The organism is Halobacillus seohaensis, assembly GCF_042663045.1.
Taxonomy (GTDB): Bacteria; Bacillota; Bacilli; order Bacillales; family Halobacillaceae; genus Halobacillus_A; species Halobacillus_A seohaensis.
In genome coordinates this window covers 318,060-344,894 of record NZ_JBHSZV010000004.1, presented here as the reverse complement: position 1 = coordinate 344,894, position 26,835 = coordinate 318,060, and the positions used below count along the sequence as shown (strand labels likewise).

Here is a 26,835-nt window from a genome sequence, read left to right as displayed (position 1 = left end):
GGGAGAGTGCTTATATAAGCACTCTCCTTTTTAATGTAACCATTCCTCCACACCATATTGTTTAGCAAATTTATGGATTAACAAGTCAACTGAGTGGGCTGTTTGATCGGATGTGATAGCTGCAAGCTTGCGAAGCATTTTTTTTCTGCCATGGGGATCGAAGGGATTCTCCTTATTTTTCCTTAGTTCGCTAATCACCTTCATTGCTTCTTCATTAGTGAGGGGGATATTATACTGTTGACTATAAGAAATTAGCTCATCAACGGTTAGATGTTTCATTTTATGGGTAATGTACTGTTGGGCAATATTGATCATATATCTAAGCTCCTTTTTTTCTATTCAATACACCTTATGTAAAGGGCGATAAAATCGTTCGGAGATAATTCTTGTGAATTGAGGTGGGGTTAGATATGTGATTTAAGTACTTTACGTGCAATGATGATTGTAATTGAAGGAGTGAGAGAAAATTGAAAGCAGTAATGATGTTTATTCAACTAAGTTTAACTATTATTTTAATTACAGGTTCTGTTTTAATCGTTCATTTTAATAAAGAGAAGGATAACCGTTTATTAACAAAAAAAAATAAACAGTTATCCGATAAAATTGAAAAACTTCAATCAGATTATGAATATGTATCTTCTCGTTCCACTGATTCGAAGAGTAATGATTTTGAAAACTGGTCTAATATTGAAGAAAAAGCGAATATTTTATATGAAGACAGTAATGGAGAGTTTAAAAAATCATGGGCCATATTTTTAGTGAAACAGTCAGAAAAATATGAATTGGATCCTGTCTTAGTGTATGAATTATTAAAGGTGGAGACAGGAGATACATTTGATCCGAATCTTGTAGGTCCAAAAACCGAGTATGGACGTGCTTACGGAATGGGACAGTTTATGAAAAATACAGCGCCTTGGGTTGCAGAAATGGCACAAATACCGTATAAAGAAAAGTTATTATTTGATCCGTATTATTCTATGCAATTATCTGTTGTTTATTTGGATTATCTATATAAGAAATACAATGACTGGAATAAAGCATTAACCGCATATCATCGTGGTATCAAAGGGTTAGAAAATTATATTGATGAAAATGGTGATGCTAAAAGTTGGTATGCAAAGGAAATTCAGTCCAAAAAGAATGCCTATGAAGCTCTTGCAACTGCGAATTAACCTTTTGTAAAGTTTTTCTGCGTCTTATGTATCAGGCACTTTGCTTTGTTTTTAGAATACTTCCCATTAAATACCTCACTAAAAAAGTACGGTTTTCCACATACTAAAATTGATCTCAAAACAGAAAGTGAGGGATTTATATGGATGAATCAAATAAATCTGTAAGAGATCGAGAAGAGGTAAACCCAGAGCAAGATGGAGAAGTGAAACATTCTACTGAAGTAGAAAGAGTAGCTAATCAGCCAGGATACGGTGAGAGTTATGATGAAGAGTTTGCACAAGAAGCAACAATGCCAATGAATGAGCCTATACGTTCTGAAGAATCAGAGACAAAAATGGATGGAGAAGTAAAAGTGGGGATGGCGTGGGTGGCTTTAAGCGCTGCGATTCTTTCGTTTTTCTTCGCACCATTCTTACTTGGTATTGTAGGGATAGTATTAGGGATTATTGGTAAGAGACGTGGAGCTGATACCTTAGGAAACATGGCGATAATTATTAGTGTTGTTTCCATCCTATTCTCGGTATTTTTAGCACCAGTAACCCAAATGATTTAAATAAAAAGGTGGACCACTTAGGTCCACCTTTTTATTATGCGTTTTGTTCTTCTTTTTCTTTTCGTTCTTTCTCATAATGTTCTTCTGCCAATTTATCTACTTCTTTTTTAAGTTCATCGACCATAATATCCTCAGGAACTTTACGGATGATTTCTCCATGACGGAAGAGGAGACCTTCACCTCGAGCCCCTGCAATTCCAATGTCCGCTTCTCTTGCTTCGCCTGGACCATTCACAGCACATCCAAGCACAGCCACTTTAATTGGGGCTTTAATGGATTGAATATACTCTTCAACTTCATTAGCAATAGAAATTAAATCAATTTCTATTCGGCCACATGTTGGACAAGAAATCAGTGTAGCTGCATTAGATGCAAGACCATATGATTTTAGTAATTCTTTAGCAACTTTAACTTCTTCTACAGGGTCGGCACTTAAACTAACACGAAGTGTATTTCCAATACCTTTACTTAGAATCGCACCTAATCCAGCAGCACTTTTTACAGTTCCGGCAAATAAAGTGCCTGCTTCAGTAATACCTAAGTGTAGAGGGTACGAAATAGCTTCTGCAGCTTTTTCGTATGCTTCGATGGCTAATTTAACATCCGATGCTTTTAATGAAACAATAATATTGTGGAAATCAAGATCCTCTAAAATCTTGATGTGATGAAGTGCACTTTCTACCATTCCATCAGCCGTGGGATAGCCATATTTTTCAATAATATGTCGCTCTAGTGAACCAGCGTTAACACCAATACGAATGGGAATCCCTTTCGCTTTAGCTGCTTCGACAACAGCCTCTACTTTTTCACGCTTACCAATATTCCCTGGGTTGATTCGGATTTTATCGGCTCCGCCTTCAATTGCTTTTAAAGCCTTTTTATAATCAAAATGAATATCAACAACTAGAGGAATGTTAATCCGCTTTTTAATTTCTGGAATAGCATCTGCTGCCCGATCATCTGGACAAGCTACACGAACAACTTGACAACCTGCCTCTTCTAATCGAAGGATTTCAGCTACAGTAGCCTCAACATCGTGGGTTTTTGTTGTCGTCATTGACTGAATCACAACTTGATCAGCCCCACCTATAGTTAAATCACCGACTTTAACAGGTCGAGTATCTTTTCTGTGAGTTATTGTCATTAATAAATCGCTCCTTTATATCTGAAAAAAGCTTCTTATAAATACCACCCTTTATTATAAAGGGTTAGAGTGTAAAAGAGAAGTATAGTAAATTAAAACTAACCGATTCTTTATTGAAGTTTGTTTGATAAAGCTAAGATTGTACGGTTAGCTTGAAAAATTATATCATGAGGATAGTGGGAAAGGAAACTTTACAATTTGTTTGAAACATATTAGTTCTTCATACGTAATAAATAAAGAGGAAAGGGTGAGGGAATATGGATTTATTATCTTACGATTGGATAGTCCTGCTTATTACATTATTTGGTACGATGTTTCTCATTGGTGAGCTCCTTGTTAACATGCGCGGTCTTTTAGGTCTTTTAGGTTTTAGCTTTATTACGATTTACTTTTATTCATTTTTAACACCTGACATGTTTGCTATTATGATGTTTGTTTATTTATTAGGACTTACGTTAATTATTATTGATGGCAAGATTGTAAATGATGGTACATTAGCAACAATCGGAGCAACAGCAATGATCATAGCTGTTGGGTTTAGTGCACCTGATTGGGTTACCGGTTTATATAGCGTTATTGGTGTATTAATTGGTGGTGCTGCTTCATTTATGTTCTTAAAGGTATTTAAACGACGTGAGATGTGGACAAAAATAGCTTTAAATGACCAATTATCTTCAGAAATGGGATACAATTCTATGAAGGAGACTTATTCTGATCTTGTTCAACGTAACGGAAAAGCACTAACCGATATGAGACCAGTGGGAACCATTCAAATTGATGATGAGGAATATAGTGCTATATCAAATGGACAATGGATCCACAAAGGTGATGCGGTTAAAGTAACTGCTGTTGATGGCACAAGAATTTTAGTGAAAAAGATATAATAAACAGCGAGGGTTTCCTTCATGGAAACCCTCGCTGTTTATTATATCTTTTTTGGTAAATACTTCAGAGGTAATCCTAGATAAACAAAGGATGAAAAGATGTATAAATAAAATAGCCAAGAACCGGAAAAGAAGAAAGATTCCACTAATACAAGGACCAAGGTTGGGGCAGTAATGGAAAACGCAGAAATATTCCATAATTGCTTATAGTCTGCTTTAATTGTTCGAATACGAGCGTAACCTAAAGCCATACTAGCAAGTAAGGAGACGTAGATAAACAAAATAAGCGCAATGATAAAATATATAAACGGCAAAAAAATCACCAGAAAAACACCGCTGGATACTCCGTCAACTATCGTTGATTGTTTGTTTGAAATTAAATACGTGAAAATAGAACTAATGAGTACAGGTATTAGTACAACTAAACTTAAGAAAAATAAATAGCTAATAGCTTTTCCCATAGGTTGAACGCGAAAGGCTGAGAGCATTTTCATGTGATAAAAGCTTTTTATTAATTGTTGTGTTTTGCTCATAATTACGTAACTCCTTTACAATCATCGACTCTATATTAATCGACAATTGGTTAAATTAGCAAGAGGAATAAAGAAACATAGAGTCAAATTAACTCGAATGTAAATTTAATGTTAAGATTTTTAATTCTTCTTTACAAAGCATTTTATGATCGTCAATAATGGGATAGGTGTTATATAGAGAAATTAAAAAATTGGATGAGGAAAGGGTGTAGAAACTTTGGAAATCGATGTTCAACAGATGATATTTGAATTCATTGGTGGTCTAGGTATTTTCCTTTTTGGTCTAAAATATTTGGCAGATGGCCTCCAACGTACAGCGGGCGATCGTTTAAGAGAAATTTTAGATAAGTTTACTAGTAATCCATTCATGGGTGTCTTAGCAGGTATATTTGTTACAGTATTAGTACAAAGTAGTTCAACTACTACGGTGCTAACAGTCGGTTTAGTTAACGCTGGATTCATGACATTTAGACAAGCTATTGGCGTTATAATGGGTGCTAACATAGGTACAACTGTTACTGCATTTATAATAGGAATTGATATTGGGGCTTATGGATTGCCAATACTTGCTGTTGGTGCATTTATGTTATTCTTCTTCAAGAAGAAAAAAGTAAATAATTTTGGACAATTGTTCTTTGGATTAGGTGCTCTTTTCTATGGATTAGACGTTATGGGTGGAGGAATGAAACCGCTTCGTAGTTTAGAAGCATTTCAGGACTTGACCGTTAGTATGAGTGATAATCCTGTTCTCGGAGTTGTTATAGGAACATTATTTACAGTTATTGTTCAAAGTTCTAGTGCAACAATAGGTATACTTCAGCAGTTATATGGTGAAGGTTTAGTAGATCTACAGGCTTCTTTACCTGTCCTCTTTGGTGATAATATTGGTACTACTATTACAGCAGTTCTGGCTGCTATTGGGGCAAGTGTTGGTGCTAAACGTGCTGCAGCTGCTCATGTTATATTTAACGTACTCGGTGCAGCTGTATTCTTAATATTCTTAGTGCCATTTAATGCTTTCGTGGACTGGTTACGAGTCACTTTAGACCTTAATCCAGAGATGACGATTGCTTTTGCCCATGGTTCTTTCAACATTGTAAATACAATTGTTCAATTTCCATTTATAGCTTTACTAGCTTGGATTGTAATGCGGATGGTACCAGGGGAAGATTCGGAAATTGAATATAAGCCACAGCATTTAGATCCGATTTTTATAGAACAATCCCCATCCTTGGCATTAGATCAAGCGAAAGTAGAAGTAATTCGTATGGGTGAGTATGCTTATAAAGGATTAGAAGAAACAAGTTTATATTTAAATAATAAGCAGCCAAAACACTCAGAGTTAGCGATGCAAATAGAAGAAGCCTTGAATAATTTAGATAGAAAAATCACTGACTATTTAGTGGATCTTTCTCAAGCTCAACTATCGGATGAAGATAGTCATAAGCATACAGCCTTGATGGATTCTGTACGTGATATCGAGCGAATTGGAGACCACTTTGAAAATATTATTGAATTAATTGATTACAAAAACTCAAATAAAGTTATGCTGACAGAACAGGCGATTGATGATCTGAATGAAATGTTTGATTTAACGCTTATGACAGTGAAACAAGCGACGAAATCTTTAGAGTTCATGGATCGTGAAGAAGCTCTTTCCGTAGTTCAAAAAGAGAATGAATTAGATCGTATGGAAAGAACGTACCGTAAAAAACACATTATTCGTATGAATGAGGGAGTTTGTACAGGTCAAGCCGGAATTGTGTTTGTGGATATGATTAGTAACTTAGAACGTATTGGAGACCATGCTGTAAATATTGCAGAAGAAGTTCTAGGCGAAAAAGAAAGTCTTTAGTAACTTGAGTCGCTGTCATTAATTGACGGCGACTCATATTTTTCTTAAGAAAAATATAAAAAACTATTGAAACTATAATCAGGTCATGCTATATTAATCTTGTTGTCGAAAAAGCGATATAAAAAAACGTTGACAGTTTTCGCAAACCATGATATATTTATTTGCGTCGCTTCATTGAAAAACGACGATTAATTATTACTTTGGCGGTGTAGCTCAGCTGGCTAGAGCGTACGGTTCATACCCGTGAGGTCGGGGGTTCGATCCCCTCCGCCGCTACTACTAAGTATTAAATGAGTTTCATCAGATGCAAATTCTATAATCGGAATTAGTATTTTTTGAACAAAATGAAACTACATAATACAATTTAATACTTTCCAATTATGGCGGTTGTGGCGAAGTGGTTAACGCACCGGATTGTGGTTCCGGCATTTCGTGGGTTCGATCCCCATCAGCCGCCCCATGTTGGACCCTTAGCTCAGCTGGTTAGAGCTATCGGCTCATAACCGATCGGTCGCAGGTTCGAGTCCTGCAGGGTCCACCATTTGTATTTCGGAGGAGTACCCAAGTTCGGCTGAAGGGATCGGTCTTGAAAACCGACAGGGGCTTCACCGCCCGCGGGGGTTCAAATCCCCCCTCCTCCTCCATTACATATTTAGAATGAAATGGAACGTCCAAATGACATTACAGAAAATCTTTTGAAGGAAGATCATGAAAAAGAAATAACTTATAAAATTAAATTAATTATGGCTCGGTAGCTCAGTCGGTAGAGCAACGGACTGAAAATCCGTGTGTCGGCGGTTCGATTCCGTCCCGAGCCACCATTTTCTAACAAGCAAAGTAATGCTTGTTTTTTTTATGTTTGAATTTATGTATGCAGGGAATGCATAATATCGGATGGCAAAAATGAACTGAATATTTTTCATCCTACTATGCATATAATTTGCAAGAAAAAAAATGGTTTGGTAATGTACAGTTATAGGGTAATAATAAAAATCCTAACAATGTACATATTATTAAAGGAGGAGTTAAACATGGCTAAATTTGAACTACCAGAACTACCTTATGCTTACGATGCATTGGAACCTACTATTGATAAGGAAACCATGAACATCCACCATACGAAACACCACAACACCTATGTTACTAAGTTAAATAACGCTCTTGAAGGACATGCTGATTTACAAGACAAATCAGTTGAAGATCTTCTTGCTAACAATTTAGAAGCTGTACCAGAAGATATTCGTACAGCTGTACGTAATAATGGTGGTGGACATGCGAACCACACCCTATTCTGGACAATTCTTTCTCCTAATGGCGGAGGCGAGCCAACAGGCGAAGTAGCTTCTAAGATCGAAGACACATTTGGTGGATTTGACAAGTTTAAAGAAAAATTTGAAGCAACAGCTCTTGGACGTTTCGGTTCAGGTTGGGCTTGGCTAGTTGTTAACAATGGTCAACTTGAAGTTATTAATACACTTAACCAAGACTCTCCAATTATGGAAGGGAAAACTCCAATCCTTGGTCTGGACGTTTGGGAACATGCTTACTATTTGAATTACCAAAACCGTCGTCCTGATTATGCAAAGGCATTCTGGAACGTAGTAAACTGGGATGAAGTTTCTAAGCGTTATGAAGCTGCTAAATAATTAATTAATGTAGAGAAGGATACAGATTAAGTTCTGTATCCTTCTTTTTGTATATCTCGAATTGTTCTGATTACACTAAGGACAGATGGTTAAAGGAGATATACAATTATGCTTAGAATGTTAAAGGCGTGGTTAAAAGAAGAGGATGTATCTAAAGACTTAATATTCTTACTACTTATAGGTGGGCTATACTCGTTAGGGATTTTTCTGTCGAGTACTTTTGTAAACATTTATTTATGGAAACAGTCTAATAGTTATACTGACATAGCTCTTTATAATTTAAGTATATATATCATGCAACCAATCACTTTTATTTTGGCTGGGAAGTGTGCTAAGAAGATTGATCGGGTTATTGTATTACGTACAGGAGTAATTGTGCTTTCAGTGTTTTTCTTGTCTGTTTTAATCATTGGAGAAAAAGCGGCAGAATTCAATATATTGCTCGGATCATTATTAGGTGTTGGTTATGGGTTCTACTGGTTAGCTTACAATGTGCTGACATTTGAAATTACTGAGCCAGAAACTAGAGATTTTTTTAATGGGTTTTTGGGGGTTCTTCAGTCTTTTGGGGGAATGACTGGTCCGTTATTTGCCGGATATGTTATTTCGAGATTAAATGAATTTACAGGGTATACTGTCATATTTGCGATATCGTTTAGTTTTTTTATATTAGCTGTTTTTATAAGTTTTGGATTGTCTAGAAGAAAAGCTAAAGGTAATTTCTCATTTAAAAGAATCATTTTAGAAAGAAAATATAATAAAAATTGGAATCGAATCCTGCAAGCTCACGTTTCCCAGGGTTTTCGTGAAGGGACATTTTTATTTGCGATTTCTATATGGATTTATTTAATAACCCGTGATGAGTTTACTCTAGGCGTTTTTAACCTTGTTTACTCTGGATTTTCTCTTCTCTTTTTCTTTTTAGTAACTAGATGGGTCAAACCGAGAAGAAGGAAAAAGGCGATTTTCTATGCAGGGTTGGCTCTATATGTTTCCGTACTTCTATTATTGATCAATGATAGCTTATCTCTACTGCTTGTTTATGCAGCGATTTCAGGTATATTTTTTCCAATATTATACGTTCCCTACCAGTCTTTAACCTTTGACGTAATCGGAAAAGCTTGGAATGCTGGAGAAATGAGAATCGAGTATATTGTCGTAAGAGAAATCTTTTTGAATGCTGGACGTGTCGCCTCCATTCTTGTGTTTTTGTTGGCTATAGTTTTTATCTCGCCAGAAACTGGAATTCCCTATATTCTTCTTCTAGTAGGAGGAGGAAACTTTTTTATTTACTTTTTTATAAAAAACATCCAACTAAAAACAACATAAAATTGAAGCTTTTTCATGGTCATTCCTCTGTCTTCTTATCACTAAAAGATGATATACTATAGTTTGGAACTTTCGTAATAAGGGAGAGGAACCCATGGGAAAGAAAAAGCATAAAGAGAAAAAGTCACATCTGCCTTTACGTTTAAATATAATATTTTTTGTAGTGTTTCTATTGTTTGCTGGGTTAATTTTGCAACTGGGAGTTGTGCAAATTTTAACAGGGGAGTCGGCGCAGGAGAAGATTGATCGGACAGAAAATACAACAACTAATATCCCTGTCCCTAGAGGAGAAATGTATGATCGTTATGGACGTGTAATGGTTAATAATGAACCACTCTATTCCATCACATATACGCCTCCTAAAGGAGTTCAGCCTGAAGATCGTCTGCAAGTTGCTAGAGCTATGGCTGAATACATGGAAATGGATTTTGAAGACAAGTTAACGGAGCGAGATCTTAAAGAGTATTACTTTCTTAAGAATGAACAAGAAATCGCAGAGCGTTTGTCTGAAAAGGATCTAGAAGGATTAGATAATGGAGAGGTGTATCAGCATCAACTTGACAGCATCACAGATGATGAAATTAAAGGTTTTGATAACCATACAAAAGAGATTATTGCTATAAAAAAAGAGCTTGACAAGGCCTATACATTAGCCCCTCACGTTGTGAAAAATAAGAATATTTCTCAGGCTGAGTATTCAACAGTAGCAGAACACCTGTCTGTGCTTCCAGGTGTTAATGTAACTTCCGATTGGGAAAGAGAATACCCTTATGAAGCCACTTTCAGAAGTTACATGGGTAATATAAGCTCAAGTGAACAAGGAATTCCAAGAGATGCAGAGGAATATTATATGTCACTTGATTATAGCCGTAATGATAGGGTAGGGACCAGTGGTTTAGAAGAACAATACGAAGATGTGTTAAGAGGTACGAAAGAAAAAGTACAGTATACCACTAATAAGAATAATACGGTCATTGATACTGAAGTTGTTCGTGAAGGATCTCGTGGTAAAGATCTCATGTTATCTTTAGATATTGAATTGCAACAAAAAGTAGATAAAATCGTTGAAGAAGAATTGGTCAAGGCAATCGAACAGGAGCCTACTGCGAACCAACATATGGAAAACGCGGTTGTGGTTATGTCAGACCCAAACAACGGAGAAATATTAGCTATTTCTGGAAAACAGTACAATCGCGATAGGGAGCCAGGTGATGATAAAGTGTCTGATGCTTCTCATCAAGCCTTATATAACTCTTATATGCCTGGATCGACCGTGAAAGGTGCAACAGTTTTGACGGGATTAGAGGAAGAGGCTATTACCCCTAGTACAGTAGTTCATGATAGAACCTTAAAGTTTCCTAGTTCAGCTGATAAAAGTTCTTACCGACCTGGGATTGGAAATGTGAATTACCATCAAGCTCTTCAAGTGTCCTCCAACGTGTACATGTATTTTATCGCTATGTGGATGGGCGGATATGAGTACGTGGAAAATCAAAGTTTAGGTTTACAAAGTGACACATTACAAAGATTTTTTTATCACTTTAACCAATTTGGTTTAGGTGTAGAAACAGGAATCGATTTTCCTTTTGAATCATCGGGTTATGGAGATTTGGATTTTACTGACCAAGGAAACATTTTAGATTATGCTATTGGTCAGTACAGCAGTTACACCGCCATGCAAATGAACCAGTATATTTCAACAATAGCTAATGGAGGAAATCGGGTGCGTCCTAAATTAGTTAAAGAAATTCATAATCCTAACCAAAAAGAAGAGGGATTAGGGTCGATTTATAAAAAGTATGACACCGAAGTGATGAACCGACTAACGATGGATCAAGCCGATATAGACCGAGTACAAGCCGCGCTACGTGCTGTTACACAACCCGGTGGTACCGCTAGTAGTTATTTCAGTGGGGTAGACTACCAACCAGCTGCTAAGACTGGGACTGCACAGGAATATAAATGGATAGAAAAAGAAAATGGAGAAAGGGAACGTTATTTAACGCTTAATTTAACAATGGTGGGTTATGCACCTTATGACAATCCAGAGGTAGCTTTCTCAGTCATGGTGCCTTATACAGGCGTTAATTCAAATACAAGTATTAACGGGGATATTTCTCGTCGAATTATGGATGCATACTTTGGCTTGAAAGAAGAACGTCAAGAAGAAGGCATAAATAAAGAGTTAACGAGTGGAGAAGAGGAGTGATGCTAAACGCATCACTCTTTTTTCTATGTTAAATGGAATAGGTGATAGCTACAAAAGTGAAAAAGTTAGCCTCTATAATGAAAGTTGTGGTCATGCTTGATCTATCAGTAGCTCAGAGAATATAAAAAAATGCGCTCTATTCTCTCATTTGACCCTAAAGTTGTTACACAAAAAGGCAAAGGAGAGATGTGAATAACACAATTAAAGTATTAAAACGCAATTCTTACGGGATCACTGTTGTTTGGGTAAAACCCGCAAAGAATAAATACTATATACAAGTTCGAGGAGCCTTCACGGGTCACCCGCGTAAAGCAAAGTGTATTCAGGTTGTGGTGGCATAAGCAACAAACTATGCGAAAGTAGCTAAATCAAAAGGGTGATGAAGATCATTCTCCACCACATTTGACAGAGAACCACAAGTTATATGAAATTTATACATAAAATCAGGCTTGTTTACAAAACCTTTACGTTGTTTTCATATGTACTTAAAACTTCCCCTTTAATATATAAAATGTGAGTTGGCAAAGCCAATAACAATCAATTCAGAATTATAGGGGGAGAAACAAATGAAAAGCTTTAAGAATTTGGCACTATTATTCGCGTTTACTCTAGTACTTGGTACGCTTGCTGCATGTGGTTCTTCAGATAATGAAGATGCTAATGCCGAGGGAGATTCTTCGGTATCCGGACCAATCGCAATTGATGGTTCATCTACAGTGTTTCCGATTATGGAAGGTCTTACTGCACAGTATGCACAAGAAAACCCTGAAACTGAACCAGCATTAAATAGCTCTGGTTCTGGTGGTGGATTCAAGAAATCTACTGTTGGAGAAATTGATTTGAGTAATGCTTCTCGACCTATTAAGGAAGAAGAACAGGCTATTGCTGAAGAAAATGGTATCGAATTAAAAGAACTTGAGTTAGCTTATGATGGACTCTCTGTAGTTGTTAGTCAGCAAAATGACTTTGTTGATGAGTTAACAACAGATCAGCTAAGAGAAATCTTCCTAGATTCATCAGATGTGAAAACATGGTCAGATGTAAATCCAGATTGGCCAGATGAGGAAATAGAAATTTTTAGTCCTGGACATGACTCTGGTACATTTGATTACTGGAATGAAGTTATTCTTGAGGAAGAACCAATGAGAGAAGGAGAAAATACAACTCTTTCTGAGGACGATAACACGTTAGTACGAGGCATTAAAGATAACCCTAATGCTATAGGATTCTTCGGTTATGCTTACTATGAGGCAAACGAAGACTCATTAAAGGCGTTAGCAATTGACGATGGTGAGGGAGCCGTTAAACCAAGTCCAGAGACAATCCAAGACGGCTCATATGCTCCGCTATCCCGTCCGCTTTTCACTTACGTTAACCTTGAGTCCCTTCAAGAAAAACCACAAGTACTTGATTTTGTGAAGTTTACGCTTGAAAATGCGGGAGCTAAAGCAGAAGAAGTTGGTTACGTTGCTCTTAGTGATGAAGAATATCAAAAACAAATCGAAGACGTGAATAATTGGGTAAAAGAATAATTTTATTAAAACAATAAAAGGATGGTGGGGTCATTAGGCCTCACCATCCCTTATGGGTGAGAGGAGTTTACAGATGGACAGACTTTTACAAGCTGAGGGAAAAAAGTTAGACGTCCAAAAAATGATTGAAGAGAGAAAAAGCAAGAAAAGTGTTGGTAGACTAGTAGAAAAAGTAATACCTATATTTTTATTGCTATGTGCAAGTGTAAGTGTATTTACGACAGCTGGAATTCTATTTACTTTGTTAAGAGAATCAATTGGATTTTTCTCAACGGTTTCTTTAATTGATTTTTATACAGGAACAAACTGGTCACCATGGACAGATCATTTTGGAGTGGCACCATTAATTGGGGGGACACTTTTAATTACCATCGTTGCTGCTGTGGTTGCCGTTCCTATTGGATTAATGTCGGCCATATTCTTGAGTGAGTATGCAGGCAGTCGTACGAGGAGAACTATTAAGCCGATATTAGAGGTATTAGCTGGAATACCAACAGTAGTGTATGGTTTTTTTGCGTTGACTTTTGTAACACCTATATTGCAATCATTTATACCAGATCTAGGAATATTTAACGCGTTAAGTGCGGGGATTGTCGTAGGAGTTATGATTATTCCGATGATTGCTTCTTTATCAGAGGACGCTATGAATTCTGTGCCTAACTCCTTACGTGAAGGTGCTTATGGACTGGGGTCTACTAAATTGGAAGTTGTATTTAAAGTGGTGCTTCCTGCTGCATTATCAGGAATTATTGCTTCCGTAGTTTTAGCTGTTTCACGAGCAATTGGGGAAACGATGATTGTTACGATTGCTGCAGGAGCTACTCCAAGCTTAACGATGAATCCAATGGAATCTGTGCAAACGATGACAGCATTTATTGTTCAGGCAGCTACTGGTGATACAAGTTTTGGTTCAACTATATATTACAGTTTATATGCCGTAGGAATGACGCTATTTATTCTTACGCTAGCAATGAACTTATTAGCCCAATACATCTCGCGCAAGTTTAGGGAGGAGTATTAATGTTTAATCATAATGTAGGAAATTTACAAAAGAAAGCGACAGTCAGGGTTTGGCTTAACCGATTAATGATGGGTTTATTCTTAATTGCAACTTCTTCAGGACTCATCGTTTTAGGCCTTCTGTTTTACCGCGTATTGACTCAAGGATTGGGGTATTTAAATCTGAATTTTATTACAGGATTTCCCTCCCCTTCATTTGAAGATGCAGGGATATGGGCTGGGCTAATTGGGTCAATTTTGCTCATGGTTATAGTTGCGGTCGTATCTGTCATCATAGGTGTTGCCACGTCAATATATTTAGAAGAATATGCCCCAAGAAACAAATGGTCGGAGTTTGTGCGAATAAACATTCAAAATTTAGCTGGTGTACCTTCGATTGTTTTTGGTCTTTTAGGTTTAACATTTTTTGTTTACTTTTTTGGAATTGGTTATAGGTTATTAGCTGGTGGGTTAACTATGGCTTTGCTTATTCTGCCTATCATAGTAGTTGCTTCTCAAGAATCACTACGCTCAGTACCGAATGAAATAAAAGAAGCTTCTATAGGAATGGGCGCTACGAAGTGGCAAACTATTGCCCGAGTGATATTACCTGCGGCTTTACCAGGCATATTAACTGGTACCATTTTAGCTCTGTCTCGAGCTATTGGTGAAACAGCGCCACTGATTATTGTAGGTGCAGCTGCAGCTATTTATACTTTGCCAGATTCACTACTTTCAAAATATACAGTAATGCCAATCCAAATTTACAACTGGACAGCTCGTCCACAAGAAGAATGGCAGTATGTGGCTGGGGCAGGGATTATAGTATTATTAGCGGTCTTATTATTAATGAATTCGGTTGCTGTATTGATCAGAAATAAATTTCAAAAACGTCTTTAATTAGATTGAGGAGGAGTAGAATATGAGTAAATTAAAAGAAAAGACACTAAATACAAAGTCAAACTTAGATTTTCGTCCGACTGTTACAAATAATATAGAAAAACCTGGCACTGAACCTAAGAGAAATGTTTTTGAGATCGACGATTTAAATCTTTGGTACGGGTCTACTCAAGCCTTATATGAAGTGAATATGAATATACCTGAAAATCAAGTGACAGCTATAATTGGACCTTCGGGATGTGGGAAATCCACTTATCTAAAAGCCTTAAATCGAATGGTGGAGATGGTTCCCATCGTAAAGACTTCAGGAACGATAAAATATAATAACCAAAATATTTATAAAGATAAAATAAGTCAGGAGTATTTAAGAACAAAAGTAGGTATGGTTTTTCAAAAGCCGAATCCGTTTCCGAAATCCGTATACGATAACGTTGCGTATGGACCAAGAGTTCACGGAATAAAAAAGAAAGCAATTCTAGATCAGATAGTAGAAAAAAGCTTAAAAGATGCAGCGATATGGGATGAGGTAAAAGACCGTCTTAATCAAAATGCTTACGGGTTATCAGGTGGCCAACAACAGCGTGTTTGTATTGCCCGAGCATTAGCGGTAGAACCAGATGTCATTCTTATGGATGAACCTACTTCGGCTTTAGATCCTATTTCAACTTTAAAAGTTGAGGAACTTGTTCAAGAGTTAAAAGAAAAATATAGCATTGTTATTGTTACACACAATATGCAACAGGCTGCCCGTGTTTCAGATAGAACAGCCTTCTTTTTAAATGGGGAGCTCATTGAATATGACGATACGAATAAGCTTTTTCAGAATCCAAGTGACAAACGAACAGAAGATTATATAACTGGAAGATTCGGATAATCGATTAAGAAAGGAGAATTTTATGCCTATACGCATGCAGTTTGAAGAAGAATTAAAGAAAATTAAAGACCAGATCAACCAAATGTCTTTAGATGTGAAGGAGGCGTTAGATCGCGCCATTAATGTTTTATATCAAGGTAATATTGCAGAAGCAAAGCAAATTATGGAAGATGACATAATGATTGATGAAAAAGAAATGCAAATTAACGAAGAAGCAATCCTTTTGATTGCAAAGCAACAGCCTGTTGCTACAGATTTACGTCGGTTAATTGCTGCAATTAAAATATCCGCAGATCTTGAGAGGATGGCCGACCACACCAAAAACATTGCAAAGGCAACCCTTCACTTAGGCGAAGGCCATGGAATTGAAATTCGACCTGAACTTCGTGATATGGCTGTTATGGCGATGGATATGGTGGACTTATCTATTAAGGCCTTCGAGTATGAAGATATCTCTTTGGCAAAGAGACTCGGTGAAATGGATGATGCTATGGATGAAATGTATGGGGAGGTAGTAAGGGACCTTCTTGAAAGGACAGCTATTAACCCTCAACAAATTCAGCATATTATGCAAATGGCTTATACGGCACGATATATCGAGCGTTATGCAGACCATATTACAAATATCGGGGAAAATGTCCTTTATTTGGTTAAAGGGAAGAATTATGATTTGAATGATTAATCGTAATGGTATTAGTTCTACCTCATACTGTTGCCCTTTTTTACCTTAGAATTGGGTGGGATTATGTAATAACCTGGTTCCGTTATTTGAGGAAGGGAAAGTAATCGCAAATACAATGAAAATAGATGAAATGGAGATCCTTTACTATACAGGATATTATTCATTCACCTGTATAGTAAAGGGCTTTTTATGCTAAAAACATACTGCCATTTCATACATACTGTAAACGCCAAATACATTCATAATAAAAGTAGTTCAGTTAAAGGGCGTTTTTGTACTCCAAAACTGAACTACTACTAATAATGTAGGCTTCTTTAAATGTGTTAATTTGTAATTAAATCAGCAATTTCATCACGATTCATATCTGCGTTTAGTTCAAATTTCCCAATTTGTACGTATTGACTCAAGTTACGGTCTCTCATATATAAATCGAAGGTGTCTGCATCGTCAATAATACCTTGATTTTCAAGGGTTTGACTAATATCGGTTGAACTAACTCCTTCTTCAATGCTAATAGTAAAAGTGTTTGTATCCTTTTCGGAATTATCTTGATCATCTTCAGGTGACTGCTCATCCTGGCTTTCCTGTTTATCTGATTCGAGTTCTTCATTCTCTTGTTTTGTTACAAAACGTTCCTGCATTTCCTGGTCTGTTAAGACGTTATAGTTATTAGATTCTAATTCTTCGATCATGTCTTCTGTAGATAAGGATGGAACACTTTCGGCTTGTTCAACTGGTTGGAGCCAATAAAAAATCCCAAGAATAACTGTTGTCAAAAGCATTCCAAAAGAGAAAAAGCGAATGGGCTGCTTCATCGGCTAACACCCTTTACGTTAGATTGACGAACCATCGATTGAACGTCATGTTCGCTTAAATTCGTTTCCTTTGCAATACGCTCAACGGAAAAACCTCCTTGATACATGCTTTGTATCGTTTTAACTAATGGGGGTTTATTTGATTGTGCAGGTCTAGGTTGTTTTAGTATTTCTTCTGTTAAATCTTCAGATAATAACTCTTCCTCTAAAACATTTAGCTTCTTTTTTATCTGATATGTGTCTTGCATAACTTGTATAGATAACTGTTCTACTTGATCCTCTACATCCTTCAAACGGTCATTCATAAAGAATGAAGCGATAAATAGAACGATTCCTATGGATATTAATGTTATTAATGTTGGTATCATATGATTTACTCCACCTTTCCACGTACAGTTATATCATATTTTTAAAGCGATATCTATGGAATTTTAACATTATATCAATACATACTTGAAAGCCACTAAAAGTTTTGGTAAGATAGTATAGTCTGATTAAGTGAATAAAGACAGTGAATTGAATCATGATTTGGAGGGATAAACCATGCGTGTAAACATTACACTTGCTTGCACTGAAACCAGTGACCGCAATTATATTACTACAAAAAATAAGCGTACAAACCCAGAACGTATTGAGCTTAAAAAATATAGCCCACGTCTAGGTAAACATACGCTACATCGCGAGACTAAATAAACAGCGGGGAGTTCAACTCCTGCTGTTTTTTTTATATAAAAAAGGAGGAGTTAAATGAATAAAAAACTTTTCAGAGAGCAAGGGAAATCGGTATTACGTTCTTATTCTAATGAAGAGAAAAGTTCAATTGAGCAAGCTCTACATAATCATTTATTTTTTTCCCATGCCTGGAAATATGCGAATGTTATTGCAGTTACCGTTTCTTTCAATCAGGAATGGGACACGTACACCATTATTAAAAAAGCTTGGGAACAAAGCAAAAGCGTGGTAGTGCCGAAGTGTGATCCTAAAACAAAACAAATGATTTTTTATTCTTTGACTGGTTTTGATCAGTTAGAGAGTGTATATTTTGGTTTGAAAGAACCTTCACCACATAAAACTAAACCTGTTAATAAAGAAGTTATTGATGTTGTCATCGTCCCCGGCTTACTATTTGATAGAAATGGGTATCGGATAGGATATGGTGGGGGATTTTATGATCGGTTTCTAAAAGAGTTCAAAGGAAAAAGTTTATCAATTTTATCAAATGAGCAAATCATTGATGAAATTCCTACTGAGCCTTTTGATATTCCTGTAAATCTCCTAATTACTGAAGACGGACTGAATAATCTAAAGAAAATTTGAGAAACCTATCCTTAAGATATATTTAGTTTAAGGGGGATTCATGTGAAAAGTGTAAAAGTAATCTTGTTATTACTCATTCCAATCGTTGTACTGGGTTATAGTTATAGGTCTAAGATTATTTCATTTCTATCCTCTGTTCCTTTTATACGAAAATTTGGAGTTCGAACCGCTATGCGAATTCCTTATGTAAGAAATAAATTCATTGGAAAGTTGTTTCAATAAAGAAAAAACTATCCTCCTTAAATGTAAGTTGTTCCAATACTGTGGAGAAAACATAAAAAACAGGTTCAAACATTTTCAATAAATCATTCGTTTCAAAAGCGCTTGGACTGTATGTAAATCCAAGCGCTTTTGTGGTGTTGTCTGGCCATGGGCGTAAGCTTTTAGGATTCAAGTCCCGAGCGGTGAAGGCGTTAGCCAAAGGCAGGGTGTCCAACGCGACCTGATATTGGAAGAAAGTTGTAAGCGAACTTCTGCAGAAGAATACGAAATTCATAGAGGGCTGTCCATCTGGGGTGAGTTTGCCATACAAGTCAAAGTCCAAACGATCAAAGGGGACGGCAGTAAGTGAGACTGGGATATGGAAAGGAAGCTTATGATCTTAGCGGGAAATTCTGAATCATAGAATGAGTACAATTTCCCTAGCGTACCCGATGACACATAATAAACCAACTAACTACGAAATAGAAGTGAAGTTTTCGAGGGCGTATCTAGGGTAGATACCATAGCGGAACTGCTTAACTTTATTGTAGTTTTTTCTTTTTCTTTTAGAACTATTTATAGCTCTCATGGTATGATTCTATGGAGGGGGAGCATCTGATGTACATTAAACAAGAGTATTATTTGTGGAAATTAACTTATGATTTAGTCACAAATCATAAGTTTGACATTATTTATATGAATACAGATAAAAGTGAAGTATGGCTTGAGAGGGAATATAAAGGAAAATGGCATGTGCTCAGACTAATACATGACGAATTAAATTGGAGCAATCAATTAGTAAAAGATATTAGATATGTACAAACCCAAATTAAACAGAATAGTCGATTGTTTCGAGGTGGAAAAATGCACCTTTACTGTATATACATATCTGAGTTTTCTCCAGTGGATGAATTGCGAAATCTTGACATTAAAACCTCCAAAAGTATTCATAAGCTTCACGTAAATTACATAGATGATCAAAAAAAGCAGAAGGAAGCAGCGGAGCTTTTTCCTACGATGAATATAAACCAACTTGATATACCTCTTCATTTGGAAGATATAGAATATGAAAGCCAGGTGAATTACTTAAAACAACGGTTATTATCCTTAAAACAACAGAAACAAAAGGAGAATCAACAAGTATTTTCCTATGGGCGAGAAATTTTTACTTTTATCCTCCTAGCTATAAATCTAATTCTCTTTGGGCTTATGGAGTGGCAGGGAGATAGTACTTCTGTTTTGACGCTTATTGAGTTTGGCGCAAAATTCAATCCTGCAATTCTTGAAGGAGAATGGTGGAGGATTATCACCTCGATGTTCCTTCATATCGGAATTATTCATTTACTAATGAATATGTTAGCTTTGTTCTATTTAGGAATGGCAGTTGAAAGGATTTATGGTTCGTTGCGATTTATTTGTATTTATTTCTTATCAGGGATTTTCGGTGGACTAGCTAGTTTTATGGTGAACCCTCAAATTGCTGCTGGAGCTTCCGGAGCTATTTTCGGTTTATTTGGGGCTCTACTTTTCTTTGGTTTAAAACATAAACGATTGTTCTTTCGAACAATGGGGTATAATTTACTGCTTATTATAGGATTTAATATAGCATTCGGAATTTTTGTGCCTCAAATTGATAATGGAGCTCACTTAGGAGGATTGGTTGGTGGCTTTATTGCCTCGATGATTGTTTATCTGCCTAAAATCTCATTTAATTACAGACAATTAGTAGCTGCTTTAGTTTATGGTGTGGCAATTTCTTGTATGATATTGCTTGGTATTGGCAATGGAGAGGATGAGAATTATGCATTACCCCAACTACACGTTTCCCAGGAATTAAATGAACAAGAAAAGTACAGAGAGGTTATTAAGATTACCACAGAAGCCATTAATGAACCTGGTCAGTATGAAGCAGAACTTAGATTTAATCGATCTTATGCTTATACCCAAGTCAACCAGTTATCACTAGCTAAAAAGGATTTAGAGAGAGTGTTAGAGCTACAGCCAAACATGGCGGAAGCTCATTATAATCTTGCATTAATTTACCAAACTGAAGGTGACTTAGATTCAGCAAGAACTTATGCTGAAGAAGCTTCTCGCTTACAACCTGAAAATGAAGACTTTCAACAGTTAACCAAAAATCTTAATAGTGTTGAATAAGTTGATGTTTTTCTCCTGTATCATCTTCATAAAGGACTAATAGATGCTTACCATTCTTATCAAATAATAAGAGAGGTATATAACTTTGAATCGGATGCTTTGATTGAGAATCCTTAATTCCTAACACGTAATTTTTATACAATCCCTCCCATAAATTCCCTGAAATTTTCCTGTAGTCCGCTGCTGATGTATATGGGAAGGGGTTGTCTTGATTAAATAAAGCTAATTCTGTTAGAGGGACTTTTTCATATTTATCCTCAGGTATCTGATAATGTTCTATTAATTGGTCCCACTGGGCATCTAATTGTTGGGTTATGGAATGATCTAATTTATTTTGCCAATCCTCCTCCTCTTTAGACTGAGGACTGTGAAAAGCGATTCGGTTTGAATGGGGGGAGTCGATAATATACAATGTATCATTGGAAGTAGCCTGTATACTTTTAATGGTATCGTCATTTTTATGGATTTCTCCGTGATGAAATGAAATCGCGTTATATTTCTGAGTTTCTTCTCCGTGTATGACAGATCGCTTAGTAATTTCTTTTGCATCTTCTTTCCACTTATTCACAACTCCTTTAAGCCTTCCGTTTACATAAAGTAAAGAAACATCTTGTCTCAAATAAGTAGTTTGGCTGCTTTTTGAATTAAGTTCCCATTCGATTTCATATTCATCATCACCTTCACCTGTTTTAAAGGAGAGAATCGTTTTGGCAGATTCAAATCCCTGGCTTTCATCTTCAGGGAAATATTTAATCACTGTTTCTTCTTGAGAAGAAATATAGAAATATGTGGTTAATATAAAAATGAAAACGATACATATTGATAGCCAAACTTGTTTCAATACTAGCAACCCCTTTAATCGCTCTATGTTATAGACCTATGATTTAAAAGGATCGGACATGCCTAAATATTATAAGGTATGTTTTTAATCGATTAGTAAAGCCTAATCCTCATAAGCAACGTGGGGGTATAAGTCATGAAAAAAGAACAGCCACTTTTTAATAATTATCAACAAAATGTTGAATACCTAAAGGAGTACTTAGGTGTAGATGAAAGCTTTGATTTGATTCATCTAAATGTAGAGTATGCCAATCGAAAAATGTCCTTATTTATGGTAGATGGATTTGTTAAAGATGAGATCCTTCATTATTTAATGAAACTATTATCACGACTTGAGCCTCAGGATCTTGAGATTGATCCTCTTAACAAATTATTAAAAACACACTTGTCTTATGTTGAATTAGATACAGAGGACGATTTGAATAATGTAGGAGACTTTGTATTAGCAGGTCCTACAGCTCTTCTCGTTGAGGGTATCGATAAAGTTATAATGATTGATGCGCGTACCTACCCTGTTCGAGGGCCGGAGGAGCCAGATTTAGAGAGAGTAGTAAGGGGATCTAGAGACGGGTACGTTGAAACGATTGTCTTTAATGCAGCACTTACAAGAAGGCGGGTAAGAGATCGTTCCCTAAGGATGGAATATATACAAATTGGTCGACGTTCGCAGACAGACGTTTGCTTATGTTATTTGAAGGAAATTGCGGATGATGATCGAGTAGCACACTTGCAAAGAGTACTAAATGAAATCGATACAGATGCCCTGCCGATGGCTGAAAAAACGGTTGAGGAATTTATTAGTGGACAATACTGGAACCCCTATCCTGTTATTCGATATACGGAACGTCCAGATACGGCTGCTGCCCATTTATATGAAGGCCATATCTTAATTATTATAGATGGGTCACCTAGTGTAATGATAACCCCGGCAACTTTTTGGCATCACATGCAGCATGCAGAAGAATACCGACAGAAACCTTTAGTTGGAGCATATTTAAGATGGGTCCGTTTTATAGCTGTGTTTGTATCCATTATTTTATTGCCCTTATACTACTTATTTTCTACACAACCAGATTTGTTGCCTATGGATCTTTCGTTTATAGGTCCTGAAGAAAATGGTTCTTTTCCATTAATAGTGCAATTTTTAATTGCTGAAATTGGTATAGACATGTTACGTATGGCAGCGATTCATACTCCATCGTCTTTAGCGACAGCCCTAGGTTTGGTTGCGGCTATTTTAATTGGTCAAGTTGCCGTTGATGTCGGATTGTTTTCCATGGAAGTCGTTCTTTATTTATCAGTTGCTGCTATCGGAACATTTGCAACACCAAGTTATGAAGTAAGCTTAGCTGACCGTATAACACGTCTTTTTTTATTAGTGATCACGGCAAGTTTTGGGGTGATAGGATACATGGTTGGAATTACTTTTTGGATTCTTTATTTGACACACATGCAAACCTTTAAAACCCCTTACTTTTGGCCATTCATGCCTTTTTCTTTTCGAGCATTCCGAGATATTTTCGTTCGGTCACCAATGCCTTTAAAAAATCGACGGCCTGCATTTCTACACCCTAAAGACCCTGACCGTTAAAATGAACGGGTAACTTCAGAGGTGCAAACAAAATACACACGTTATTTCATAGTGAAAATAGCGTGTGTATTTTTATTTATCACGGTTAATACAGGTAGGAGTCATAGAAAAAAGCAGGAATGGAAGGATGAATCCTGAGGGGAGAGCAGCTTAGTGAATATTAGGATTTTAAACGTTTTCAATCTTAAAGAAGATTGGTATAATAAAGAAGGTGATAATAATGAAAACTATTTATGATGTTCAACAATTGTTGAGAAAATATGGAACTTTTATATACATTGGTAATCGACTAGCGGAGTTAGAGTTAATGGAACAAGAAATTCAAGATCTTTTCGATGCCCAATGTATGACAGAAGAGGATTATCAAATGGCTATCTTACTGTTGCGTACAGAGATTGCGACTTTGAGGGATTAACAAAAAAGGGGAATTAGAATATGAGTCATAACTACTGTATAGGGACAGATATTGGTGGAACTACAATAAAATTAGCGGTCATTTCAACAGAGGGAGAAATTATTAAGAAGTGGGAAATTCCAACTGATATTAGTAATAAAGGGTCACATATCACAAAGGACATTAACATAGCTATAAATAATACTCTATCAGAATTAAATCTACAAAAATCTTCAATCTTAGGCATTGGCGCAGGTGCACCAGGGTTTGTTGATACGAGTACAGGATACATAAATGAAGCTATCAACATTGGTTGGAAAGATTATGACTTTGGAATTGAGTTAAGCGAACTTACTAACTTACCTGTATGGGTTGATAACGATGCCAATTTAGCTGCATTAGGAGAAAATTGGTTAGGTGCAGGGCGTGCTGTTGACAATCTAATAGCTGTAACATTGGGTACTGGAGTAGGTGGAGGCATTATAGCAAATGGTGAGATATTAAATGGTGCAAATGGAACAGCGGCTGAAATAGGTCATATGACTGTGAAGACTTCTGGTGGCAAACCATGTAATTGTGGAAGGTTAGGCTGCTTAGAAACTGAAACTTCTGCAACAGCAATTGTGCGAAAAGCTTACGAAAAAATAGAAGATGGTCATGACTCAAATTTAGTACAGCTAGAAGAAATTACGGCTAAAAGTGTATTTGAGCTAGCTGCTGATGGTGATACTGCTTCACGAGAAGTTTTAGCTGAAGTAGTTGACATCCTTGGACTCTCATTAGCTAACTTAAGTGTTGCTATTAATCCAAATAAAATTGTTTTAGGTGGAGGAGTATCGCAAGCGGGGGATCAACTTTTAAATCCATTAAAAGAAGCTTTTCAGAAGTATGCCTTACCTAGGGTAGCGGAAGCGTGTATCTTTGAATTAGCCGAATTAGGAAACGATGCGGGAGTTATAGGTGGTGCATCTTTAGTCAAACAGTATCATCAATAAAAAAGCCAATCAGTTGGCTTTTTTTTAATGACTTGTAGGGAAGTAATAGAAAAGAATCGTCTATAAAAATGAGTTATGTAATTTATGGAATGGACTGTTTTTTGTGAAACTTTTATGGTAAGCTATTCGTCATATTAATGGAAACTGATAATCTATTATATAGAGAAAATATGAGAAAACATCCCAGTAATTGTATTATGTAGGGTGGAGGAGGAAACACAATGCAATTAGACAAATCGCGTGTGCCCTTATTTGTTATTGCATCTTTTCTTTTTGGTTTAAAAACATACTTTATCTACCGGTTTATGTTTGGTTTGACTATGGAAAATCTGATGCAAGAATTTATTTTATTCGTTAATCCACTTGCAAGTGCTTATTTAGTATTTGCGATTAGTGTATGGTTAAAACCTAAAAATCAAATGAGATTTTTACGTTGGACAATTATTGTAGGTACGACAATTATTTATTTAAATTTAATTTTTTATCGTAACTTTACAGATTTTATTACCATTCCAGTCTTATTTCAGGGAAACAATGCAGCAGATTTGACATCTAGTCTTCTGACGTTAATTCATTTGGAGGATGTATTACTTCTTGTAGATATATTCATAGTTTGGATATTAAGCCGAAGAACGGCTCAAATGGCAACAAATTTTAACAAACATTCAAAAATTGCAGCGACTGCTGTTGCTTTTTTATTACTAGCAGGAAACGTTGTTTTGGCAGAAATTGAGCGTCCCATGCTTTTTGTTCGAGCATTTGATCGTGAGTATTTAGTCAAAAATATTGGAATTTACAACTATCATATTTATGATGCCACCATGCAAACAAAAACAAAGGCTCAGCGAATTTTAGCAGATGAAAGTGAAATTAGTGAAATTGAGAGGTACATGAAACAGGAGACTGGCTCTAAACAGTCTACAGGTATGTTCGGAGTAGCTGAAGACAAAAATGTCATCTTTGTCAGTATTGAATCTTTTCAAAACTATTTACTCGATTCTGATATTAATGGTACAGAAACAACTCCATTTCTAAACGATTTAAAAGAAAGAGACGACACGATTTGGTTTGAAAACTTTTACCATCAAACAGCTCAAGGTAAAACATCAGACTCAGAGTTTATCGTTGAAAATTCGCTTTACCCACTGGATCGTGGTTCTGTCTATTTTACTCATGCTCAAAATGATTACCATTCACTACCTGAGATATTAAATAATAATAACTATGAAACGAGTGTTTTCCACGCAAACAATAAAAGTTTTTGGAATCGAGATGTCATGTATGACAACATTGGTTACGATGAATTTTATGCAGATGACTCGTATGAAGAAACACCAGAGAATTCATTTGGTTGGGGTCTAGAGGATAAAGAATTTTTCAAACAATCCATGCCTTACCTAGAAGAACAAGATCAGCCTTTTTACAGTAAATTTATTACGTTAACCCATCACTTCCCTTTTGAGTTACCAGAAGAAAAGGCAAATATTGATCAATATGACTCTGGTTCTCAAACTTTGAATGCTTCCTTTCAAACGGCAAGATATACAGATGAAGCTTTAGAAGTCTTTTTTGAAGAATTAAAAAAATCTGGGATATATGATGATTCAATTATTATTCTTATGGGAGACCATTACGGAATAAGTGAATTCCATAATAAAGCGATGGGTGAATTTATGGGTACCGAAATCGATGGGTATGAGCATATGCAATTACAAAGAGTTCCCTTTATGATTCACATCCCAGGGTATCAAGAAGCGGAGAAACATGAAGAAGTTGTCGGCCAGATCGATGTAAAACCTACTTTGCTAAATTTACTTGGTATTGAAGATAAGAACGATTTAACCTTTGGGTCAGATATGTTTTCTGAGGATCGGAAAGGATTTATTGCTATGCGTGATGGCAGTTTTGTAAGTGATCATTATATTTACACAGATTCAATCTGTTATGATCGTGAAACTGGCGAGGAGATTGATCCTGAAAAAGAGGCTTGTGCTCCAATAAGAGAAACTGTTGATCGAGAATTGCAATATTCTAATGACATCATTTACGGAGATTTGTTTAGATTCTATGATTTTAATTAAGGTTATTTGTCATTATGAGTTTTTCTCATAATGACTTTTTTACTTAATATACAGTTATCTACTATTCTAAAGGATTATGTATAAGGATGTTATGATAAGTGAAAGATGCAGATAACGAAATATGTTAACGA

26 protein-coding genes and 5 tRNA genes are annotated in these 26,835 nt (G+C 36.2%); 25 read left to right on the top strand and 6 right to left on the bottom strand.

Annotated elements, in window-relative coordinates; translation table 11 throughout:
• Positions 1-30: 30 nt before the first annotated feature.
• Positions 31-315 (bottom strand): DUF2624 domain-containing protein, encoded by a 285-nt coding sequence (locus tag ACFQIC_RS02060; protein WP_204706787.1) that lies wholly within the window; start codon positions 313-315, stop codon positions 31-33.
• 152 nt (positions 316-467) lie between these two features.
• Here ACFQIC_RS02060 and ACFQIC_RS02055 point away from each other — a divergent pair, with 152 nt between their 5' ends.
• Entirely contained in the window at positions 468-1,172 is a 705-nt protein-coding gene (locus ACFQIC_RS02055; RefSeq protein WP_390216911.1) for a lytic transglycosylase domain-containing protein, read from the top strand.
• Positions 1,173-1,312: 140 nt separating this feature from the next.
• A complete protein-coding gene (locus ACFQIC_RS02050; protein WP_204706785.1) occupies positions 1,313-1,726 on the top strand; it encodes a DUF4190 domain-containing protein in 414 nt (137 codons plus the stop codon).
• A gap of 34 nt (positions 1,727-1,760) precedes the next feature.
• Here the strand turns inward: ACFQIC_RS02050 and ispG are convergent, their stop codons facing one another.
• Positions 1,761-2,870, bottom strand: coding sequence for a flavodoxin-dependent (E)-4-hydroxy-3-methylbut-2-enyl-diphosphate synthase (ispG, locus tag ACFQIC_RS02045; protein ID WP_390216910.1), 1,110 nt, complete (start codon positions 2,868-2,870; stop codon positions 1,761-1,763).
• A 257-nt stretch (positions 2,871-3,127) separates the two neighbouring features.
• On the opposite strand from ispG, the gene ACFQIC_RS02040 reads away from it, so the two are divergent.
• Positions 3,128-3,754 (top strand): NfeD family protein, encoded by a 627-nt coding sequence (locus ACFQIC_RS02040; RefSeq protein WP_204706783.1) that lies wholly within the window; start codon positions 3,128-3,130, stop codon positions 3,752-3,754.
• A gap of 41 nt (positions 3,755-3,795) precedes the next feature.
• Here the strand turns inward: ACFQIC_RS02040 and ACFQIC_RS02035 are convergent, their stop codons facing one another.
• Entirely contained in the window at positions 3,796-4,287 is a 492-nt protein-coding gene (locus tag ACFQIC_RS02035) for a DUF1189 family protein (RefSeq protein WP_204706781.1), read from the bottom strand.
• Positions 4,288-4,504: 217 nt separating this feature from the next.
• Between ACFQIC_RS02035 and ACFQIC_RS02030 the strand changes: the two genes are divergently transcribed.
• The 14 genes from ACFQIC_RS02030 to phoU all read left to right on the top strand — a co-directional run bounded on the left by ACFQIC_RS02030 (position 4,505) and on the right by phoU (position 16,313).
• Positions 4,505-6,142 carry a Na/Pi cotransporter family protein gene (locus tag ACFQIC_RS02030; RefSeq protein WP_204706779.1) on the top strand — a complete coding sequence of 546 codons (1,638 nt, stop codon included), beginning with the start codon at positions 4,505-4,507 and terminating at the stop codon, positions 6,140-6,142.
• 202 nt (positions 6,143-6,344) lie between these two features.
• A tRNA-Met gene (locus ACFQIC_RS02025) sits at positions 6,345-6,418 on the top strand.
• Between the two features lie 107 nt (positions 6,419-6,525).
• Positions 6,526-6,602 (top strand) — tRNA-His (locus ACFQIC_RS02020).
• Positions 6,603-6,606: 4 nt separating this feature from the next.
• Positions 6,607-6,683: transfer RNA gene (locus ACFQIC_RS02015), tRNA-Ile, on the top strand.
• A 10-nt stretch (positions 6,684-6,693) separates the two neighbouring features.
• Positions 6,694-6,786: transfer RNA gene (locus ACFQIC_RS02010), tRNA-Ser, on the top strand.
• A 101-nt stretch (positions 6,787-6,887) separates the two neighbouring features.
• A tRNA-Phe gene (locus tag ACFQIC_RS02005) sits at positions 6,888-6,963 on the top strand.
• A 210-nt stretch (positions 6,964-7,173) separates the two neighbouring features.
• A complete protein-coding gene (locus ACFQIC_RS02000) occupies positions 7,174-7,788 on the top strand; it encodes a superoxide dismutase (protein WP_204706777.1) in 615 nt (204 codons plus the stop codon).
• A gap of 108 nt (positions 7,789-7,896) precedes the next feature.
• Positions 7,897-9,117, top strand: coding sequence for an MFS transporter (locus tag ACFQIC_RS01995; RefSeq protein WP_204706775.1), 1,221 nt, complete (start codon positions 7,897-7,899; stop codon positions 9,115-9,117).
• 94 nt (positions 9,118-9,211) lie between these two features.
• A complete protein-coding gene (locus ACFQIC_RS01990) occupies positions 9,212-11,326 on the top strand; it encodes a peptidoglycan D,D-transpeptidase FtsI family protein (RefSeq protein WP_204706772.1) in 2,115 nt (704 codons plus the stop codon).
• 566 nt (positions 11,327-11,892) lie between these two features.
• Complete coding sequence (locus ACFQIC_RS01985) at positions 11,893-12,858, top strand: PstS family phosphate ABC transporter substrate-binding protein (protein WP_204706770.1); 966 nt, start codon at positions 11,893-11,895, stop codon at positions 12,856-12,858.
• A 73-nt stretch (positions 12,859-12,931) separates the two neighbouring features.
• Positions 12,932-13,879: a phosphate ABC transporter permease subunit PstC gene (gene pstC, locus ACFQIC_RS01980; protein ID WP_204706768.1), complete on the top strand. Its 948-nt coding sequence runs from the start codon at positions 12,932-12,934 to the stop codon at positions 13,877-13,879.
• Positions 13,879-14,757, top strand: coding sequence for a phosphate ABC transporter permease PstA (pstA, locus tag ACFQIC_RS01975; protein ID WP_204706766.1), 879 nt, complete (start codon positions 13,879-13,881; stop codon positions 14,755-14,757). The genes pstC and pstA overlap by 1 nt, the downstream gene beginning before the upstream one ends.
• A 22-nt stretch (positions 14,758-14,779) precedes the next feature.
• A complete protein-coding gene (pstB, locus tag ACFQIC_RS01970) occupies positions 14,780-15,631 on the top strand; it encodes a phosphate ABC transporter ATP-binding protein PstB (RefSeq protein WP_204706764.1) in 852 nt (283 codons plus the stop codon).
• A 22-nt stretch (positions 15,632-15,653) separates the two neighbouring features.
• On the top strand, positions 15,654-16,313 hold the full coding sequence (gene phoU, locus ACFQIC_RS01965) for a phosphate signaling complex protein PhoU (RefSeq protein ID WP_204706762.1): 660 nt from the start codon (positions 15,654-15,656) through the stop codon (positions 16,311-16,313).
• Between the two features lie 323 nt (positions 16,314-16,636).
• Here the strand turns inward: phoU and ACFQIC_RS01960 are convergent, their stop codons facing one another.
• Positions 16,637-17,128 carry an endolytic transglycosylase MltG gene (locus tag ACFQIC_RS01960; RefSeq protein WP_204706760.1) on the bottom strand — a complete coding sequence of 164 codons (492 nt, stop codon included), beginning with the start codon at positions 17,126-17,128 and terminating at the stop codon, positions 16,637-16,639.
• The gene (locus ACFQIC_RS01955) at positions 17,125-17,496 is read right to left on the bottom strand and encodes a hypothetical protein (RefSeq protein WP_204706758.1); all 372 of its coding nucleotides are present in this window, start codon (positions 17,494-17,496) and stop codon (positions 17,125-17,127) included. Before ACFQIC_RS01955 ends, ACFQIC_RS01960 begins: the two co-directional genes overlap by 4 nt.
• Positions 17,497-17,671: 175 nt before the next feature.
• On the opposite strand from ACFQIC_RS01955, the gene rpmG reads away from it, so the two are divergent.
• The 4 genes from rpmG to ACFQIC_RS01935 all read left to right on the top strand — a co-directional run bounded on the left by rpmG (position 17,672) and on the right by ACFQIC_RS01935 (position 20,803).
• Positions 17,672-17,821 carry a 50S ribosomal protein L33 gene (rpmG, locus tag ACFQIC_RS01950; RefSeq protein ID WP_204706756.1) on the top strand — a complete coding sequence of 50 codons (150 nt, stop codon included), beginning with the start codon at positions 17,672-17,674 and terminating at the stop codon, positions 17,819-17,821.
• 54 nt (positions 17,822-17,875) lie between these two features.
• Positions 17,876-18,445: a 5-formyltetrahydrofolate cyclo-ligase gene (locus ACFQIC_RS01945; protein WP_204706754.1), complete on the top strand. Its 570-nt coding sequence runs from the start codon at positions 17,876-17,878 to the stop codon at positions 18,443-18,445.
• 42 nt (positions 18,446-18,487) lie between these two features.
• Positions 18,488-18,667, top strand: a complete 180-nt coding sequence (locus ACFQIC_RS01940; RefSeq protein WP_204706752.1) for a hypothetical protein — start codon at positions 18,488-18,490, stop codon at positions 18,665-18,667.
• Positions 18,668-19,264: 597 nt separating this feature from the next.
• Positions 19,265-20,803, top strand: coding sequence for a rhomboid family intramembrane serine protease (locus ACFQIC_RS01935; protein ID WP_204706750.1), 1,539 nt, complete (start codon positions 19,265-19,267; stop codon positions 20,801-20,803).
• On the opposite strand, the gene ACFQIC_RS01930 is transcribed toward ACFQIC_RS01935, so the two are convergent.
• Positions 20,787-21,644 carry a hypothetical protein gene (locus ACFQIC_RS01930; protein WP_204706748.1) on the bottom strand — a complete coding sequence of 286 codons (858 nt, stop codon included), beginning with the start codon at positions 21,642-21,644 and terminating at the stop codon, positions 20,787-20,789. The genes ACFQIC_RS01935 and ACFQIC_RS01930 overlap by 17 nt on opposite strands.
• Before the next feature lie 135 nt (positions 21,645-21,779).
• Between ACFQIC_RS01930 and ACFQIC_RS01925 the strand changes: the two genes are divergently transcribed.
• The 4 genes from ACFQIC_RS01925 to ACFQIC_RS01910 all read left to right on the top strand — a co-directional run bounded on the left by ACFQIC_RS01925 (position 21,780) and on the right by ACFQIC_RS01910 (position 26,704).
• Positions 21,780-23,234 (top strand): spore germination protein, encoded by a 1,455-nt coding sequence (locus ACFQIC_RS01925; protein ID WP_204706746.1) that lies wholly within the window; start codon positions 21,780-21,782, stop codon positions 23,232-23,234.
• Between the two features lie 220 nt (positions 23,235-23,454).
• On the top strand, positions 23,455-23,649 hold the full coding sequence (locus ACFQIC_RS01920; protein WP_204706744.1) for a YqgQ family protein: 195 nt from the start codon (positions 23,455-23,457) through the stop codon (positions 23,647-23,649).
• Positions 23,650-23,669: 20 nt separating this feature from the next.
• Entirely contained in the window at positions 23,670-24,623 is a 954-nt protein-coding gene (locus tag ACFQIC_RS01915; protein ID WP_204706742.1) for an ROK family glucokinase, read from the top strand.
• A gap of 221 nt (positions 24,624-24,844) precedes the next feature.
• On the top strand, positions 24,845-26,704 hold the full coding sequence (locus ACFQIC_RS01910) for an LTA synthase family protein (RefSeq protein ID WP_204706740.1): 1,860 nt from the start codon (positions 24,845-24,847) through the stop codon (positions 26,702-26,704).
• Positions 26,705-26,835: the final 131 nt, after the last annotated feature.